This is a genomic window from Vibrio sp. UCD-FRSSP16_30, assembly GCF_001676025.1.
Lineage (GTDB): Bacteria > Pseudomonadota > Gammaproteobacteria > Enterobacterales > Vibrionaceae > Vibrio.
In genome coordinates this window covers 281,624-299,520 of sequence record NZ_LZFW01000002.1, presented here as the reverse complement: position 1 = coordinate 299,520, position 17,897 = coordinate 281,624, and the positions used below count along the sequence as shown (strand labels likewise).

Sequence of the window (17,897 nt, the reverse complement as noted above, 5' to 3'; positions counted from 1 at the left end):
CGTTTTATTACTTTTAAACAAAAATCACGGTAAAACCATCGTGAAAATTAGGGCAAAAAGTGATGAGCCCACAGCACAGCTTCTTCTCTATTTTTGACTTTGATTTTACGGAAAATCTTATATAGATGAGATTTAATAGTGTGCTCGCTGATAAATAATTGCTCAGCTAAACCATAATTTGATTTACCAATTCTCAACGCTTCTAAAACTTCCATTTCTCGCCGAGTGAGATTAATGGTATGCGGCGGCGCGTAGCGTATCAGTACCGATTGATAATAAGACAGCAGTTGTTCATTTACGCTACTACTTAACCATGAGTGGCCTTTACTCAAGGCTTGAATTGCATTAACACTATCTTCAAAAGACTGTTGTTTGTAGAAAATACCTCTTATACGACCATATTTAAGTAGATCGGTTGTTTTGAGGTGTAAAGGTGCTTGTGTGATAACCATATTAATATTTTGCCCTGGTAAACTAGGGTTTTCAAAATCAATGGGATCGAAAGTAGGGTCATTATAATCTACTAAGATAATTGGCTTCATATTGGACTTATAACATTGATGCCACTGAGTGAGAGGATACAACGGTACCTCAGACTCATCTTGTAGTTTCTGTACAAACTCATCACTAAACCCACAGTTCTCATGCAAAAAAATCTGAGAATTAATTCCATTAAAATACATACTTCATCTCCCTGTTACCTACGGTCAGTCTCTTGTATATCCTTGCCAATTGAGAAACTTGACACTAACTTTTTGCGATTGTATTCAATAAGAACGGCCATTATATGCCGTTCATTGCATAAAATTGCGAAATATCTCGAAAAAAATGCAAAGAAGTGTTTCTGGTTTTTCCAATAAGTTATGCAGTAGTGCATCTTCTCGAATACACTTTCTAGTGATTTAAGTAGTCCGTTAGGCGTGCTATGCTTGGCGTAATAGTGACAACTAAAAAATAAATGGAGCGATACATGGCTAGCCGTGGCGTCAACAAAGTAATAATTATGGGTAACTTAGGACAAGATCCTGAGGTTCGTTTCGCCGCAAATGGCAATGCAATTGCAAACATTACCATTGCAACGTCTGAAACTTGGCGTGATAAAGCAACGGGCGAGCAGCGTGAAAAAACAGAATGGCACCGTGTTGTTCTATTTGGTAAAACAGCTGAGATCGCTGGTGAATATCTTAAAAAAGGTTCACAAGTTTATGTAGAAGGCCAATTACAAACACGTAAATGGCAAGATCAGTCTGGTCAAGACCGCTATACAACAGAAGTTGCTGTGCAATGGCCAACAGGTCAAATGCAGCTACTAGGTTCTCGTCAAGGTGGCGGTCAAGGTGCTGGTCAATCTCAAGGTCAGTACAATAACAACGCACCACAAGCGAATAATCAGCAGCAAGGTAACTGGGGTCAACCTCAACAACCTCAAGCTCAGCAATCACAACCAGCTCAACAACAAAAACCTCAACAGGCTCCTCAGCAATACAATGAGCCTCCAATGGATTTTGATGATGACATCCCGTTCTAAAAAGTGGCTCTTTTAGCTTAGAGCACGATTTATTGATAATAATCAGTAAAGAACACACAAAATGGTCCCGAAAAGGGGCCATTTTTGGTAACTAGAGCTTATTTTTCTAGCATAATAGTTTTATTCACGTCTAACCTGTATATCCTATAGATTATGAATGAAATTCAAGGACTGAATATTCATGAGAGCAACCCCCTCATTAAAGCTTAGTACCCGTTTGGTTGCGTTTGTGACCATGATTGTTATCGGGGCTGTGTTTATCCTTTTTGTAGGAGGCGCATTATCGCTGAAACAATTAGGTCAGGAATACACCAAGCACTCTGTTCAAAGTATTAGTAAAGTTATCGACCAGCAATTGTTGGAGCATGTTGATGGCAGTGAACTGCGTCGTTGGATACCAAAGCTAATCAAAGCCAGTAATATTATTGAGCTTGAAGTCGCTACGCCCCATGCTGTGGTATTTCAGTATTTTGATACCGAAGCTCGTTTTGATAAAACACGTTTAATTACCATTTCGACACCTCTTACCCTAAATCCCTCTTATCGAGTCGATGTTAAGCTTTTACCGCCTTACATCGGATACAGTTATTCAATAGGGGCGCTTTCATCAATTACTTTGGCATTTGGCTTAATTGTTATTTGTTTAATGCAAGGTGTGCGCTGGTTAAAAAAACAATTGCAAGGATCTGAGCTGCTGGAAGAGCGAGCACGAATGATCTTAGCCGGTCGGGTAGAGCAGTACGCAGTTGGTGATCATTTAGAGTGGCCTTATACCGCCAGTGAAGCATTGGATAAATTAATTGCAGAACTGCAAGATGCGAGGCAAGAGAGAAGCCGATTTGACACGTTTATTCGCTCTCAGACTTTTCTTGATAAATTAACCGGAGCGGCTAACCGCTTATCATTTGATAACAAGCTTGAGTCTACTTTGACTGAAAGTGCTGCCGCTGGTGGCATTATTATGATTCAAGTAAATGATTGGATTGATATAAGAGATACTTTAAGTAAAGAGCAAAAAGATCGCTTTATTGTGGCGCTTGGCGATGCATTAAGTAACTGTATTAATCGTTTTCCAGATGTGGTGTTTGCTCGTTATTTTGATTCGACATTTACCGTGCTCATTCCTAATCAGTCTCAAGTTGAAATATCTAATCTGGCCTCACAGATCCTTAAGCAAGTCGGTAAGCTAGAGCCACTTGAAGGGCTTGATCCTGATAATTGGCTACACGCGGGAATGACAGTCTATAAGCAAGGCGAACGTAAGAGCGACATTCTTAATGAAGTTGAGACTGCGCTTAAAAGTGCTCAACTAGAAGGTTCGAACAATTGGAGTCGCTTTAATAAGCATAGTGCACCTTCTTCAGAGCGAGGAAGTGTTCGCTGGCGCACCCTATTTGATAAACAGTTAGATGCAGATAAGCTAATTTTAATTAAGCAGCCTTGCTATTTGTTAAATGATTCAGGTGAAGAGACATTAATCCATTATGAGATCTTTACTCGAATACTGGATGAGAAGGGTGAGATCCTTAAAGCATCCAAATTTAGCCCTGCAATAAGACAAGTAGGTTATGAAAGACAACTAGATAGAAATGTCCTATTAAATGTTATTAAGTTTTTAAAGAAAGATAGTCAAGGTTCATGTTATTCTGTCAACTTATACGCTCAGCCTTTCAAATATCGCTCTCACTTTGATTGGTTTAGAGATGAGTTATTGCAACTTACTCCAGAGCAGAGACAAAGATTATCCTTTGAATTTATGGAAGGTCCGATGGTGACTTACCTTGACGCAATACGTCGGGTGTTAAGAATGTTATCTGGCTTAGGCTGTAAAGTGATTGTGAACCAAGCAGGGCGAACAATCATTAGCTCACACTATATTAAAGATTCCACAATAGACTATCTTAAATTACATCGCAGTTTAGTTCGTAATATTGAAAATCGTTCAGAAAATCAACTGTATATCAGAAGTCTTATCGGAGCTTGTGCTAATAGCAAAACAAAAGTTATTGCTGTTGGTGTAGAAACAAAGCGTGAGTGGAAACAGCTTGTCGATTTGGGTATTGATGGCGGTCAAGGTCGTTTCTTTACCGAAGAAAGTGATTTTATTGCCTCGTCACTGACTCAAAAATTGAAAGCGAAATCGACTATTCCGGGTAGAAGGAATAGATGGAAAAACAAGAGCCACTAATGTTCTCTAACTTGGTTGGTTCAATTAATGCAGCTCAATTAATGCTAAATGGTATGTGTAATGACATGGTTGTCGAAATTTAAAAAATTAAAGTCATCAAAGGATGATGATTTTCAATTAGTCATTGTTATTCAGGCAGATGCAATATATCTGTCGGATTTATCCCGCCCTCAAGAAGCGCCGGAACTTTATCCTATTGCCCATGGTAATTGGGAAGAAGCACTAAAAGAGTCATTATCGAGTAAGTCCTCTAAGGGCCGTGCGTGCATTGTGTTGGGATCTCAACACTACCAAAGCTATCAGTTAGACAAGCCTCAACTTCCAAAAGAAGAATGGTCAGTAGCACTACCATTTTTACTTAAAGATCTAATTAGCGAAAAGTTCACCGATATTGTTGCTGATGCCAGTTTGATGCCTGACGGGCAGAAAATACAGGCTTACATTATTACCAAACGTACTTTGCAAGTTGTGTTAGATGTCAGTCAATCTAACAATATTAATGTTACTAGAGTCATTACAGAAGATGAAATTTGGGGACATTCAGCAACTCAGCAAAGCAGTTTTCTTTTATTAAGACGCAGTGTCAATGACGGTTATAAGTTGGCTGCCTATGTCGATGGTATGCCGGTATTTAATCGTAGCCTGCGTGGTATTGCCGCTCCTATTACCGGAGAAAACGGCTCGCCATCAATGTACGACTCTCTTGCGTTAGATATTCAGCGTAGTGCCGATTATCTGGCTGCGGCTATGCCGCAATCTTCTTTCACGCAGTTATTTGTCTGCTGTGATGAAGATAATATCGAAGCATTAATTGCTCAATTACAAGATACAGTTAATCCCAAAATCAGCGCTCTATCATCACCTCATTTACCGTGTGGTATTGAGCTATGTCGAATTGTTGCGGAATTATCGTCATTTAGTATTAACCTTTATCCTGAGCATTTACGACCTCAACGAGAATTACTGACTCTCAATAAAGTGGTTGGAGTTTGGGTAGTTACAACTGTAGTTATTGCAGGGTTAGCCTACTTAAACACACAACAAACAGCGCGTATTCAAGAACAATTAACTGGTATTCAGAGTCAAGCAAGACTGCTAGAAAAAAACAAATCTAGCTTACAGCAGCGTCTTGCCGAACATACGCCAACCCAAGCTAAAGTGAATGCGGCTAAAAGAATCGAACAAGATATTGAGGCGAAAAGAAGCTCATTAACTGCGGTTGCAAAGTTTGATGACTCTCAAAAAGTGGGCTACTCAGGAATTATGAGTGCGTTATCTTCCCAAGCCAGAAATGACATATCACTACAGCATATTGTAATTACCAGTACTCGTTTAGATCTGACGGGTATCGCGAGTAATCCTGCCGCAATACCAAGTTGGGTAACTCAGTTTAAGAAAGAGTTGCCGCTGGTGAGCAGAACGTTTGAATCTTTGCGCATAGGTCGAGATAAAGACAATGTTGTGACATTTGATCTGAAAGCTAAGGCTGGGGTGAAATAATGAAAGAACAATGGCTTTCGCTCTGTGAGCGCTTTTCTGAATTAAGTGAAAGAGAAAAGTGGTTAGTTTCTCTTGGTGGTTGGGTTGCGATCATTCTGCTTTGTCTGACTTTTCTATTAGATCCGGCAACGGCAGATAAAAATAGCGCACAAAAGAATTTAGACCAAGAACAACGCACTGTGCAGATGACTCAGGCGGATATTAATGTACTGGTGGCTAAATTAAAAAGAGACCCAGACGCCGAGATAGACAAGAAATTAACCAAACTCACACTGCAAAATCAAGAGCTATCGGAAGAGTTATCCGAAGTGGTGGATAGTCTTATTGCACCTAGTCAGATGGCACAATTGCTTGAAACAGTATTAAGCAGTAGCAGTAAACTCAAATTAGAATCACTGCAATCTCTTCCTGCTGAGTCAATTAGTGATAAAAGTGATAGCGCAGGTTATTTCCTGCACCCTGTCAGAATTACGATTTCAGGAAGATACTTTGATATTAAAGATTACCTAGCAACTCTTGAGGGTATGCCCGTTAAGTATTTTTGGCGCAGCTTTGATTATAAAGTACAAAAATACCCGAAAGCAGAGCTTGTTTTAGAGATGTATACCTTAGGTACGAGACAGGAGTTTATCAGTGGTTAGAATACTCATTATCGTACTGACTTTGCTAATTGGACAAGCCGCTTATGCGCAGCAAGATCCAACAGCGCCATTAGGTTGGTATAACAAAAAATCGAGTGCAGTAGCGAAGGTAAAAAGATATTCGCTACCCACTTTACAAAGCATTGTTTGTGATGACGGAACTCACTGCTTTGCAATGCTCAACGATAAAATTTTATCGAGTGGGCAGTCTGTCGCAGGTTATAAAATAAAATCAATAACCTTCGAACGAGTCACTTTGGTTCGTGCAGGAAAAACCTGGAACCTAGAACTTTTCAATTCAGATGTTAGACAATAAGGCTTTAGTACTCATGCGTATTATATTTCTAGGGATGGTTATCGTTGTTTTATCTGGATGTTCTATGGGGCATAGAGATCCTGTCGAAGCAAAACAAGCTTTAAATGAAGCGGCTAACCAAGCAAATAGTAAAAGCTTGGATGAATTACCCGATTCTGTTCAAGCAGATCTTATGCCAGAGTTGGATGCTTTGTCACCTTCTGAGCAACCGACAATTAAGCGTTTTCGAGTGCAGGCAAATGCTGTTCAAGCTAAGGCGTTTTTTGCAAGCTTAGTAAAAGGTACTGAATATAGCGTTGCTGTTCACCCTGATGTTGCGGGTCGTATAACCGTTAACTTAACCGACGTCACTATGGATGAAGTGATTAATGTCGTGCGAGATATCTACGGTTATGATGTCGTGAAAAATGGTAAAGTGATTCAAGTTTACCCAGCAGGGCTTCGCACTGAAACCATTCCCGTTGATTACCTACAACTGAAAAGAATGGGGCGTTCACTGACCTCAATTACTAACGGTTCAGTATCATCAAAAGATGATGGTTCTAGCAGCAGTGATTCTAGTTCATCAAGTTCTTCATCAAGCAGTACGTCCACAGAAAAAACTGGTGGAACTGATATCGAAACTATCAGTGAAAGTGATTTTTGGGCGCAGCTAGAAAAATCAGTATCGACACTTATCGGTGCCAGTGGCGGTCGCAGTGTGGTGGTTTCTCCGCAGGCGAGTGTCATCACAATTCGTGCATACCCAAATGAAATTCGTGAGATTCGCCAGTTCCTTGATGTGTCTAAGCAACGCTTACAGCGTCAGGTAATTCTTGAAACTAAGATCCTTGAAGTCACACTAAATGATGGCTATCAGCAAGGCATCGAATGGAGCAACATGAGTGCGTCTATTGGTGGTGCTGATGTTGTGGTTAATCGAGCCGCTTCTAGCCTTGCAGGGCTTGATCCTATTGCGGATCTATTAGGTGGCTCGACTGCGGTGACGGTTTCTGATGGTAACTTTCAGGCGGTACTTAACTTTATGGCAACGCAGGGCGACTTAAATGTTCTTTCTAGCCCAAGAGTTACCGCAGCTAATAACCAAAAAGCCTTAATTAAAGTGGGTGAAGACGAGTATTTCGTTACTGATGTCAGCAGTGTGGTTGGCAGTGGTGATAATGCCAACGTTGCCCCTGATGTTGAATTAACACCATTCTTCTCTGGTATCTCTTTAGATGTGACGCCTCAGATTGATGATGATGGTAATGTCCTTTTACACGTACACCCTGCGGTTATCGATGTGACCACCGAGGTTAAATCGATTGACCTAGGTGATACGGCTGGCGTCATTCAATTGCCATTAGCAAAGAGTTCTATTCGTGAATCAGACACCATTATTCGCGCTTCAGATGGTGATGTAGTGGTCATTGGTGGATTGATGAAAACCGCCAATAAAGAAATCGTATCAAAAGTTCCGTTCCTTGGTGACATTCCTGCTATCGGACATTTATTCCGTAATACGGTGAATTCAACAGAGAAAACAGAGCTGGTTATTTTACTTAAACCTACCGTTGTAGGCGTGAATACTTGGCAACAAGAGATTGAGCGTTCACGTAACCTATTGAACGAATGGTTCCCTGAAGGGCAGTAATGTATTTTTCTCGATTCGGTTTTAATCAACCGCCATTTGGCTTAACGCCGAATACGGAGCTTTTTCATGGATTAGCTCCGCATTATGAAGCAATTAATACCGTCATCTCCGCAATCAGCATGGGAGAGGGCGTGATTAAGCTGACGGGTGAAGTTGGGACCGGGAAAACCATGGTCTGTCGTATGTTGATTGAACAACTAGAGCATGATTATGCCTTAGTTTATCTACCTAACCCTGTGCTTGATGGCGACGGTATACGTTTTGCGATTGCCAAAGAGTTAGGCGTTGATACGCAAGATCAGCGTGCCATTGTTGATAACATTCAACAAAAGCTTCTTCAATTAAGAGAAGAGGGGCGACCGGTTGTTGCCCTAATTGATGAAGCGCAAGCGTTAAGCGATGAAGCATTAGAAACTATTCGTTTGTTTGGCAATTTAGAAACGGTGAATAGTAAGTTGCTACAGATTGTCTTGATTGGCCAACCTGAATTAGAAGAGCGACTAGCACAGCATCACCTGCGACAGTTTCGCCAGCGAATCACTTTTAGTGCTCAATTAAGACCTTTAACCTTTGAAGAAACGGCCGCTTATATCGATCACCGAATTACTTCATGTGGTGGAAGTCGAAATTTGTTTAATCTTCGACAAAAAAAAGCGATTTGGCGTTCCGCTTCAGGTATTCCAAGAATTGTTAATCAGCTGTGCCATAAGGCACTGCTACTGGCTTTTACATCAGATAAACAAACCGTCGCCAACCGACATCTGTTTGATGCGATGAAAGACACCTATGTAATGCAAAAGCCGAAATATAGAACACCATGTTTATGGGGATGGCAACAAGTATGAGTGTAGTGAACAGCGCCCTATCAAAATTGGCTGATAAAGAGCAATCGCAAGGGCAAAATATTACTAAGGCCGAAGTGCCTAAGATAAAGCGCTCAAAACCGATTGTATGGTTGATTGGCGGCTTTACCATCAGCATGGCTCTTGGTGGCTGGGCGGTTTCTCAGCAAGGAAAAGAGACTGGATATTCAACATCATCAGATGTGATTTCAACCGTGAAAACCAGTGATCAATCGCAGGCTGTTAATCCGTCATCTGATACTGAAACTATTGTTGCGGCGCAACCTAGTGCATCTACGGATTTGCCAGTGAGCTCTTCCATCGCGGATTCTCCAGTTCAATCTTCAACGCAACCATCAGCACAATCCCCAACACACAGCAAAGTACAGCAAGTTGGTGTGATCCATAGTGCTCAGCCTGTTGTGGCCGTGAAGTCAGTGCAGAGCAAAGAGTCTGTCACTCAAAAAGCGTCAACGCCGAAAGCGCAAACAGTCAAAGCAGTCGCACCAGTAAAAAGTAACGTATCTCCTACTAAAACAGCGGCAGTGAAAACACCAGCTCCGGTAAAACCTGCTGCCGTACAAACTAAAGCTGCACCAACTAAAGCAGTACAGAAAAAGCCAGCACCAACAAAAACGGTCAAAGTAGATAAGCCAGTTAAAGTGACGCCAGCGGCTTCAACTACCACTCAACAGCCAATGCTTATAGCTCAGGTGAATACACCGGCTAAAGAGAGCATGACGGTTGAGCATATTGAATTTACCCCGCGACAATTAGCGGATAAATCGATTGCGAGAGCTGAAAAAGCGATGGACTCTAATGATGGTAAAACCGCATTTGCAGAGTACACTCGAGCGCTACAGTTAGTGCCTAATGATGAAAATGTTAGACAGCAATTATCTGCACTTTATTACGGTCGTAAAGACCCAAGAAAAGCGGCAATGTTATTGCAAGACGGCATTCGTATTAATGAGAAAACCCAAGCTCTTCGATTTGCCCTTGCCAAGCTGTTAATTAAAGAGCAGCAACCAGAAGCGGCGCTGAGCTCGTTAATGTATATCCCTGATGATGCGAGTAAAGAGTATTTGGCGTTACGCGCAGGCCTAGCGCAGGAAGTAAAAAATACGCCTGTTGCATTAGAGAGTTATCAAACCTTGTCTGAACGCGAACCTGATAATGCGCGCTGGTGGCTGGGTTTAGGTATTCAGCAAGAGCGCAGTTTAGATTATCCAGCGGCGCAAGTGTCTTATACTAAAGCCCTTGGTTTAGTAGGTGTATCAACCAAAACTCAAGCATTTATTCGAGACCGTTTACGTCTTCTTAAATCATTAGAAGGGGACGATAATGGCAATTAAGTTGGTAAAACGTCTCGGTGACTTGTTGGTTGAAAGCAACATTGTTTCTGAAAAACAAGTTCAACAAGCACTAGAGACGCAAAGACAAACAGGACGAAAGCTGGGCAACACCCTTATTCAGCTTGGATTTATTTCTGAAAAACAATTACTAGAGTTTTTGGCTCAGCAGCTTAATTTACCTCTTATTGATCTTAATCTTGCCGAAGTTGATATTGATGCAGTACAGCTACTTCCCGAGGTTCATGCTCGTCGATTAAGAGCGTTGGTGATTGACCTTAACGGGCATACCGTTCGCGTGGCAATGAGTGATCCTGCAGATTTATTCGCGCAGGAAGCAGTATTACGCCTGCTATCAAACTACGATATTGAGTTTGTTATTGCCTCTGAGGGACAGCTAGTTTCGGGGTTTGACCGTTATTATCGCCGAACGAAAGAAATCGCTTCTTTTGCTGAGCAGTTACATGCCGAGCATCAACCAACCGATAGCTTTAATATTTCCGCTGCTAGTGATTCTGATAGCGATGAAGTTACGGTAGTAAAGCTGATCAATTCATTGTTTGAAGATGCGGTGCAAGTTGGCGCGTCAGATATTCACATTGAACCTGATGAAAATGTACTGCGCTTGCGACAACGTGTTGATGGTGTGTTACACGAAACTATTTTAAATGAAGTTAATATCGCCTCAGCATTGGTACTTCGCCTTAAACTGATGGCCAACCTTGATATATCTGAAAAACGTCTGCCACAAGATGGTCGTTTTCATATTAAGGTCAAAGGACAATCGATAGATATTCGTATGTCGAGTATGCCTGTTGAGTATGGCGAATCGGTGGTAATGCGTTTACTAAACCAAACTGCCGGTGTTAGACAGCTTGATGAAACAGGATTATCAGAAGATCTTCTAAAGCGCGTTCGTTATCAGCTAAAACGTCCACACGGCATGATTTTGGTTACCGGCCCTACAGGTTCAGGTAAAACCACTACTTTATATGGCGCGTTGTCAGAGCTTAACTCACCAAGTAAAAAAATCATCACAGTAGAAGATCCCGTAGAGTATCGATTACCTCGTGTGAATCAGGTGCAGGTTAATAGTAAGATTAACCTCGATTTCTCAACCATATTAAGAACCTTCTTGCGTCAAGATCCTGATATTATTTTAGTCGGTGAGATGCGTGACCAAGAAACTGTTGAAATTGGTTTACGAGCCGCATTAACCGGTCACCTAGTATTAAGTACTTTGCACACCAATGATGCCGTTGATAGTACGCTTCGTATGATGGACATGGGCGCGCCAGGTTACTTAATTGCCAGTTCTGTTCGCGCAGTACTCGCGCAGCGTTTGATTCGCCGCGTATGTAGCGATTGTAATGAACCTCATACCACCAGTGTCGGCCAGCAAACTTGGTTGCAGGCTCGATTCCCTAATCAGACTAATGCACACTTTTCTAAAGGTCGCGGCTGTCAAAGCTGTAATTTGACGGGTTATAAGGGGCGTGTAGGTGTATTTGAACTATTAGAGCTTGACCAACCATTAATGGATGCATTACGTTCAAATGATGCGGTTGGATTTACTCAACAAGCACGCAAAACAGACGGCTACAAACCTTTATTGGTATCGGCAATGGAATTGGCGCTACAAGGGGTTGTTAGCTTAGAAGAAGTCATGACTTTAGGTGAGGGTGATAACTCCGAGCTTACTGACGCGTATATGTTGTAGGTATCAATGGCGACGTTTAAATATCAAGGAAGAAATCTTGAAGGTCAGAAAGTCAATGGCCTAGTTGATGCTGCCACCGAAGAGTTGGCGGCAGAAGCTTTAATAGGTAAAGGGATCATCCCTACTTCTTTGCGCTCAGGGACATTCAAAGAAAAAAGCAGCTTTGACTGGAAGTCGATGTTTGTCCCTGCCGTACCTCTTGAAATCTATGTGATATTTTGTCGTCAGATGTACAGTCTGACCAAGGCCGGTATACCACTATTGCGAGCCATTCGTGGTTTGACGACAGATGCCAGTAACAAGCAGCTAAAGCAAGCATTGGAAGAAGTCGGTGATGAGCTGACCAATGGTCGTAGTCTATCGGCATCCATGCAACTGCATTCCTCAGTATTTAGCCCTCTATTTGTTTCGATGATCTCGGTGGGAGAAAGCACCGGTCGTCTTGATCAGGCTCTACTGCAACTCAGCAACTACTATGAACAAGAATTAGAAACTCGTAAGCGGATTAAAACCGCGATGCGCTATCCGGTGTTGGTGTTGTCATTTATTACCTTGGCTATGTTTGTATTGAACATAAAGGTTATCCCGCAATTTGCCAGTATGTTTAGTCGCTTCGGGGTCGATCTTCCTTTACCTACACGAATACTCATCGGTACATCTAACTTTTTTGTGGAGTATTGGACGCTATTACTGGCGATTATGGTGGGTTTGATTTTTGCTTTTCAGGCGTGGATTAGCCGCGCAGAAGGGCGAGAAAAGTGGGATAGGATGCGTTTGAAGTTTCCGGTTGTGGGAGATATTGTCAATCGAGCGCAATTAGCTCGCTTCTCACGGACATTTTCTCTGATGCTGCAATCTGGCGTGCCACTGAATAATGCATTGGCATTATCCGCAGAATCGATGGATAACAAATATCTTGAAGCGCGCTTATTAGAGATGAAATCGGCGATTGAAGCCGGTTCTGCTATCTCCGCAGCCGCAAAAAATACGGGAATATTCACCCCTCTAGTTCAACAAATGATCTCAGTGGGTGAAGAAACTGGTCGTATTGATGAGCTTTTAATAGAAGTGGCCGACTTTTACGACCGAGAAGTGGATTATGACCTTAAAACATTAACCGCTCGTATTGAGCCAATTTTGTTGGTGATTGTCGCGGGAATGGTATTGATTCTAGCGCTGGGTATTTTCCTACCTATGTGGGGAATGCTGGATGCCATACAAAGATAGCAATAAAGAGAATAGGGCAGATACACACCTTGTTCATTTTTCAGCATGGGTTGCTGTGGTGCTCATTTTAATTGCGCTGTTGCTAGTATCGTTGCAAAGAGTCAGAAAAGAGGCAGAAAGTACTTCGGTGTCTCTTATTGCCCATAATGCATTGTATCGAGCCAATTATTTACGCCAGTACTGGGAGCTTCATGGGAAGCCAGTATTTGCTGAGATTAATGGGCTGATGATTGAGTTTAATGATAAAGGCTGGGTGAAACCTGTGCTAAAGGATGTGAAAAGCTGTAAGGCATGGCAGGAGATAATACTGCCGGAGCCAAAGCATGAGTACTCCCCTGTATCAATGGAATTGCAGCAGGATGAGAATCAATATTCATGCACTTACACTTTTAACAATGATGAATCACTAGTAATTAACATGGTTGGAGGGAATCTATCTATTCAAAAGGAATATTGAAACATTTAGTAACTATTTTTTCTATTACATGTAGATTATTTGACCAATGTCTATATAATCTGTCGTCCAAAGTATACCCAAGAGGGATTGTTATGAAACGTAATGCAGGTTTTTCCTTAGTCGAACTGGTTATTGTTATCGTAGTTTTGGGTCTTTTAGCGGTTGCAGCACTACCAAGATTCTTGAATGTGACTGACAAAGCAAAAGAAGCCAGTATTGAAGGTGTTGCCGGTGGTTTTGCTACTGCTGTGTTGTCTGCTCGCGCTCAATGGGAAGCGGAAGCGCGTCCACGTGCAGTAGCGAATAACAAGAACAGTAATTTTGTTGATTATGATGGAAGTTATTTTCAGCTGACTTCATCAGAAGCTACTGGTGCTGTAGAGTTACGTGATGGCTATCCAATCGCATTATCAGCGACTGAACCAACAGGTGTCTCTCCTACAGCTTTAACAGAGGCTCGTTGTGTCGATTTATTTAGTAACCTACTGCAAAATCCACCGAAAGTGGGTACGGTAAATCAAGCAAGTTCAGACAGCACCATCAAATATTCAGCTGAATTAATCAGTAGTATTGACTGTCGTTATACTCAGCTTACTGGCGAGCAAGGTGCAGCAGCTGGTCACTATTTTGATTACGATGTATCAAAAGGTAGTGTTCAGGTAACATTGAATTAAGTTGGCTGACATACGTCATCCATAGAATGAAAACACTCAGTTGTTGAGTCACACTTCAAAATACAACTGAGTGATCATATTTCTAACAGAACTGTTATAAAAACAGCCTGTTAGAAATTAAAACAAACAAGTAGAAATGTTATGAAAATTAACGCATAGCTCTTGTTTATATTATTTTACGAGTTAATATATTTAGTAACAACTAACTATGTTGAACACATTGAAAGGTATTGAAATATGAAAAAGCAAGGCGGTTTTACACTTATTGAGCTTGTAGTAGTTATCGTTATCCTAGGTATCCTAGCCGTAACAGCTGCTCCTCGCTTTTTGAATCTACAATCTGATGCTCGTGAGTCTTCTCTACAAGGCTTGAAAGGTGCAATGGCTGGCGCTGGTTCTATCGTTTACGGTAAAGCTGCGATTGAAGGTGTTGAGCGTAAAGACTATACTAAAGAGACAGCTGAACTTAAAGATGGTACCGAGTTACAGTTTGGTTATCCTAGAGCAACTGTTGGTGGTCTTGTTGCTGTTGTTCAAGGATTAGATGATTCAAACGATTGGGCTTATGCTCTTGATGCGACTCAATCTCAAGCTGGGCTTGTTGCTACTTTTGCTGGCACTGATGTAGATACTCTAGATGAAATTAATGCAACTGGTTGTTATGTAAGCTTCTATGAAGCAGCAACTTCTGTTGCAACACCATCTATTGCAGTCACTGATAGCGGTTGTTAATCACACCCCTAACAAATAAAATAGGCCAGCTTTGCTGGCCTTTTTTAATTCTGCAACTTAACTATTTTCTCAGCGAAATCACTTCCAATTCTATATAATCTAAATGCTTACCTTTTTCAGTAACTAGGAATAGGCTTTGAATAATCGTTATCTAAAGTATTAAAGGCTTGAAAATATGCAAAAGCAAAGTGGTTTTACACTTATTGAGCTTGTAGTCGTTATCGTTATTCTAGGTATCTTAGCCGTAACAGCTGCTCCTCGCTTTTTGAATCTACAATCTGATGCTCGAGAGTCTTCAGTGAAAGGCTTAAAAGCAGCAATGACTGATGCTAGTAATATGGTTTATAGCAAGGCTGCGATTGAAGGTATTGAACAGTCAGTTTCTTCAGCCCTTCGTGATGGAACGGAAATAAAATACGGTTATCCAACAAATGATGAGAAAGGAATTCTTAAGGTTATAGATGGTTTCTCTAGTTCCCCTGATAGTGATTTCACATATCTCATCGATGGTGCACAGACTCTTCTTATCACATTTGCAACAATAGCGCTGTCAAGTGGTGATATTTCGCCAAATGCTTGTTACGTTGAATATCAAGTTGCTAACTCATCAGATATACCACCTAAAATAACGGTAATTGACACTGGGTGTTAATCTTATCCTAAATGGCTAGCCCTGCTGGCCTTTTTAATTCTGCAACCTAACTATTTTCTCAGCGAAATCACTTCCAATTCTATATAATCTAAATACTTACCTTTTTCAGTAGCTAGGGATAGGCTTTGAATCATCGTTCTCTAAAGTATCGCAAAGGCTTTACCTTGGTAGAGTTGATTGTGGTGATCATCTTAGTCGCCATTATTTCTATTTTTGCCGTCAGTCGTTTTACTGGAGGCTCAAGTTATCGTTTGCCAGTAATCCAAGAGCAAACCATTAGTGTTATCCGTCAAATCCAACTTGGTCGTATGCAATCAAATGTCGCCGATCTTGATGATCTAAGCCCGTTTTATCGATTAATGCTGACCCAGCATTGTTTAGGCGCTCAATCCTTTTGTTCTAACCCTGCCTCATCAGATGATATCAGCGCTGCTGTTTTTACTGAGGATATTCGTTTTTCGCCTCTAACCACACTATTAGACTTTGATCTTTTAGGTCGTCCTTCCATTTCTCCGTTTGCGATTACGTTAACTGATAGTGCCGGTAATACTGCCCATATTTGTATTGAGGCTGAGGGGTATATAAGAAAGGGGCGTTGCTCATGAATAGAAGATACCCAAAAGGCTTTACCCTAATTGAATTGGTAGTGGGGATTGTCATTTTTGCTATTGCTATGATCTCTTATCTAAGCTTTTTAGCTCCGCAAATTCAGCGTTCAGCTAATCCTCATTATCAAGCAAGGGCTGGGGCACTTGGTCAAAGCTTTATGAATGAGATTCTGTCAAAAAGTTACGATGAAAACAGTGACCATAATGGTGGTGCAGAGCGATGTGATGCTGAAGGGCTGGACTGTATAGGTGCAACTGGTCCAGATACTATTAATGGTGTTATTGAATCTATTGGCTCTTATAATGATGTAGATGATTATATTGGCTGTTGGTATACCTCGCAAAATAGACCTGCAGATTGCACGACTGTTGGCGGTGGTAACCTCAGTGATGTGTTTGGCCGAGATATGTCGGATGCTTACCCAAACTTTCGAGTTGAAGTTGATGTGACGGAGAAGTTAGATGGAAATGGTCTTTCACAGTTTAAAAAAATTGAAATGATTGTGGTTGGTGGCAGTGCAGCTCGTCTCAAGTTTTTTGCAGAGCGAGGTAATTATTAATGATGCCTATACGCAGTGCTGCCCCCCTTGTTCGTGGTTTTACATTAATTGAAATGATCGTCACTATCGTAGTGATGGCCGTTGTTTTTCTCGGGATTACTTCTTTTACAGTCAGTGGCTTTGACGGTTATATCGATGCGACAAATAGAGAGCGTCAGCAGCAGCAGAGCCGTTTTGTTATAGAGAAAATGTCTCGCGAAATTAGAAATGCGGTGCCAAATAGTTTTAATACTCTGTTAGATTCATCCACTAGCAGTAAGTGCCTTACGTTTTTTCCTATTCATTTTTCAGGGCTTTATGATTGGCAAGGCAATGGTACAGATCTTGATTTTATTACTGGCCAATCGGGAGCCACTCTAGAAAGTGGTGACAGGATTGTGATTAATCCAAGTCGTTATGAAGACTTAATTACTACCCCTAATAGTCATGATATTTCAGCATTAAATCCTCCTAATGCCAATGGTGTGTACACATTAGAAAATGTATCTCTTCCTAGTACCTCTGTTGCTCAGCGTCACTATATTTATAACAGTAATGACTCTGTCCAATACTGCATTTCACGTACGACAACCACAACGGATGTTGCAGTGTTGACTCGTAATGGTTTTATGGTGGCTGATAGCCTTAATTTTTCCTCAAGTAACTTTCAATTTGTGCAGGCATCTCTACAGCGAGGCGGTTTGATTCACCTTGATCTTTTGTTTGAACAAAATGGTGAGCAAAGTGCTTATAAACACGATGTGCAGGTGTTAAATGTCCCTTAAATTAAATCGCATTATAAGAGCTGAAAATACGACGAGTATCCAGAGGCAGTCTGGAAGTGTGTTGATTATCGCTATTTTTACTTTGGTTGTTTTAGGTAGTCTGGCCGCGGTGATGAGCAAGATTGAATGGTCATCATCGGATACGCACACACGAGAGTTTATGAGCGCACAAGCATGGATGTTAACAACGTCTGCAAATGAATGGGCTTTAACTCAATTCTATCCTCTAAGTGGTAGCGTAGGTATGGAAGATAAGTGCTTGGGGAATACAAATACCAATATCGAGGGCATTGATGGTGCGAGTTATCAGCAACTTGCTCAGGATGTTTGTGGCGCAGTATCGATGAGTTGCCACTTAGCGGGGACTCTTGATAGCCAGAACTTATTTGTAGTGACAGCAACAGCAACCTGTGGTGAGGGCGCTTTTCAAGTACAACGTCGTCAAGAAGTGTGGATTAAGGAATAGGTAATGACATTGAGTTTATATTCTTCTTTTGATCTTT

General features: G+C 41.4%; 19 protein-coding genes. 18 read left to right on the top strand and 1 reads right to left on the bottom strand.

What is annotated here, in order from left to right:
* Positions 1-47 precede the first annotated feature (47 nt).
* Complete coding sequence (locus A9260_RS02900; RefSeq protein ID WP_068696003.1) at positions 48-683, bottom strand: response regulator transcription factor; 636 nt, start codon at positions 681-683, stop codon at positions 48-50.
* Between the two features lie 287 nt (positions 684-970).
* Here A9260_RS02900 and A9260_RS02895 point away from each other — a divergent pair, with 287 nt between their 5' ends.
* The 18 genes from A9260_RS02895 (at position 971) to A9260_RS02810 (ending at position 17,860) form a co-directional block, all read left to right on the top strand.
* Complete coding sequence (locus A9260_RS02895; RefSeq protein WP_068696000.1) at positions 971-1,528, top strand: single-stranded DNA-binding protein; 558 nt, start codon at positions 971-973, stop codon at positions 1,526-1,528.
* A gap of 181 nt (positions 1,529-1,709) precedes the next feature.
* Positions 1,710-3,716, top strand: a complete 2,007-nt coding sequence (csrD, locus tag A9260_RS02890; protein ID WP_068695998.1) for an RNase E specificity factor CsrD — start codon at positions 1,710-1,712, stop codon at positions 3,714-3,716.
* A gap of 60 nt (positions 3,717-3,776) precedes the next feature.
* Positions 3,777-5,216, top strand: coding sequence for a hypothetical protein (locus A9260_RS02885; RefSeq protein WP_068695996.1), 1,440 nt, complete (start codon positions 3,777-3,779; stop codon positions 5,214-5,216).
* Positions 5,216-5,857 (top strand): type II secretion system protein GspM, encoded by a 642-nt coding sequence (gene gspM / locus A9260_RS02880; RefSeq protein ID WP_068695994.1) that lies wholly within the window; start codon positions 5,216-5,218, stop codon positions 5,855-5,857. Before A9260_RS02885 ends, gspM begins: the two co-directional genes overlap by 1 nt.
* A complete protein-coding gene (locus A9260_RS02875) occupies positions 5,850-6,173 on the top strand; it encodes an MSHA biogenesis protein MshK (protein WP_068695992.1) in 324 nt (107 codons plus the stop codon). Before gspM ends, A9260_RS02875 begins: the two co-directional genes overlap by 8 nt.
* A gap of 13 nt (positions 6,174-6,186) precedes the next feature.
* On the top strand, positions 6,187-7,806 hold the full coding sequence (gene mshL, locus A9260_RS02870; protein ID WP_068696052.1) for a pilus (MSHA type) biogenesis protein MshL: 1,620 nt from the start codon (positions 6,187-6,189) through the stop codon (positions 7,804-7,806).
* The gene (locus A9260_RS02865; protein WP_068695990.1) at positions 7,806-8,651 is read left to right on the top strand and encodes an ExeA family protein; all 846 of its coding nucleotides are present in this window, start codon (positions 7,806-7,808) and stop codon (positions 8,649-8,651) included. Before mshL ends, A9260_RS02865 begins: the two co-directional genes overlap by 1 nt.
* A complete protein-coding gene (locus A9260_RS02860; RefSeq protein WP_068695988.1) occupies positions 8,648-10,003 on the top strand; it encodes a hypothetical protein in 1,356 nt (451 codons plus the stop codon). Before A9260_RS02865 ends, A9260_RS02860 begins: the two co-directional genes overlap by 4 nt.
* Positions 9,993-11,720, top strand: a complete 1,728-nt coding sequence (locus A9260_RS02855; protein WP_068695986.1) for a GspE/PulE family protein — start codon at positions 9,993-9,995, stop codon at positions 11,718-11,720. The genes A9260_RS02860 and A9260_RS02855 overlap by 11 nt, the downstream gene beginning before the upstream one ends.
* 6 nt (positions 11,721-11,726) lie before the next feature.
* The gene (locus A9260_RS02850; RefSeq protein ID WP_068695984.1) at positions 11,727-12,947 is read left to right on the top strand and encodes a type II secretion system F family protein; all 1,221 of its coding nucleotides are present in this window, start codon (positions 11,727-11,729) and stop codon (positions 12,945-12,947) included.
* Complete coding sequence (locus A9260_RS02845; RefSeq protein ID WP_068695982.1) at positions 12,931-13,404, top strand: hypothetical protein; 474 nt, start codon at positions 12,931-12,933, stop codon at positions 13,402-13,404. Before A9260_RS02850 ends, A9260_RS02845 begins: the two co-directional genes overlap by 17 nt.
* Before the next feature lie 92 nt (positions 13,405-13,496).
* On the top strand, positions 13,497-14,078 hold the full coding sequence (locus tag A9260_RS02840; protein WP_068695980.1) for a prepilin-type N-terminal cleavage/methylation domain-containing protein: 582 nt from the start codon (positions 13,497-13,499) through the stop codon (positions 14,076-14,078).
* A gap of 237 nt (positions 14,079-14,315) precedes the next feature.
* Complete coding sequence (locus A9260_RS02835; RefSeq protein ID WP_068695978.1) at positions 14,316-14,810, top strand: type II secretion system protein; 495 nt, start codon at positions 14,316-14,318, stop codon at positions 14,808-14,810.
* A gap of 175 nt (positions 14,811-14,985) precedes the next feature.
* Positions 14,986-15,462 (top strand): type II secretion system protein, encoded by a 477-nt coding sequence (locus tag A9260_RS17165; RefSeq protein ID WP_068695976.1) that lies wholly within the window; start codon positions 14,986-14,988, stop codon positions 15,460-15,462.
* Between the two features lie 125 nt (positions 15,463-15,587).
* Positions 15,588-16,067: a prepilin-type N-terminal cleavage/methylation domain-containing protein gene (locus A9260_RS02825; RefSeq protein ID WP_068695974.1), complete on the top strand. Its 480-nt coding sequence runs from the start codon at positions 15,588-15,590 to the stop codon at positions 16,065-16,067.
* Entirely contained in the window at positions 16,064-16,630 is a 567-nt protein-coding gene (locus tag A9260_RS02820) for a type IV pilus modification PilV family protein (protein WP_068695972.1), read from the top strand. The genes A9260_RS02825 and A9260_RS02820 overlap by 4 nt, the downstream gene beginning before the upstream one ends.
* On the top strand, positions 16,630-17,394 hold the full coding sequence (locus tag A9260_RS02815; RefSeq protein WP_231892542.1) for a PilW family protein: 765 nt from the start codon (positions 16,630-16,632) through the stop codon (positions 17,392-17,394). The genes A9260_RS02820 and A9260_RS02815 overlap by 1 nt, the downstream gene beginning before the upstream one ends.
* On the top strand, positions 17,384-17,860 hold the full coding sequence (locus A9260_RS02810; protein WP_156683992.1) for an MSHA biogenesis protein MshP: 477 nt from the start codon (positions 17,384-17,386) through the stop codon (positions 17,858-17,860). The genes A9260_RS02815 and A9260_RS02810 overlap by 11 nt, the downstream gene beginning before the upstream one ends.
* Positions 17,861-17,897: the final 37 nt, after the last annotated feature.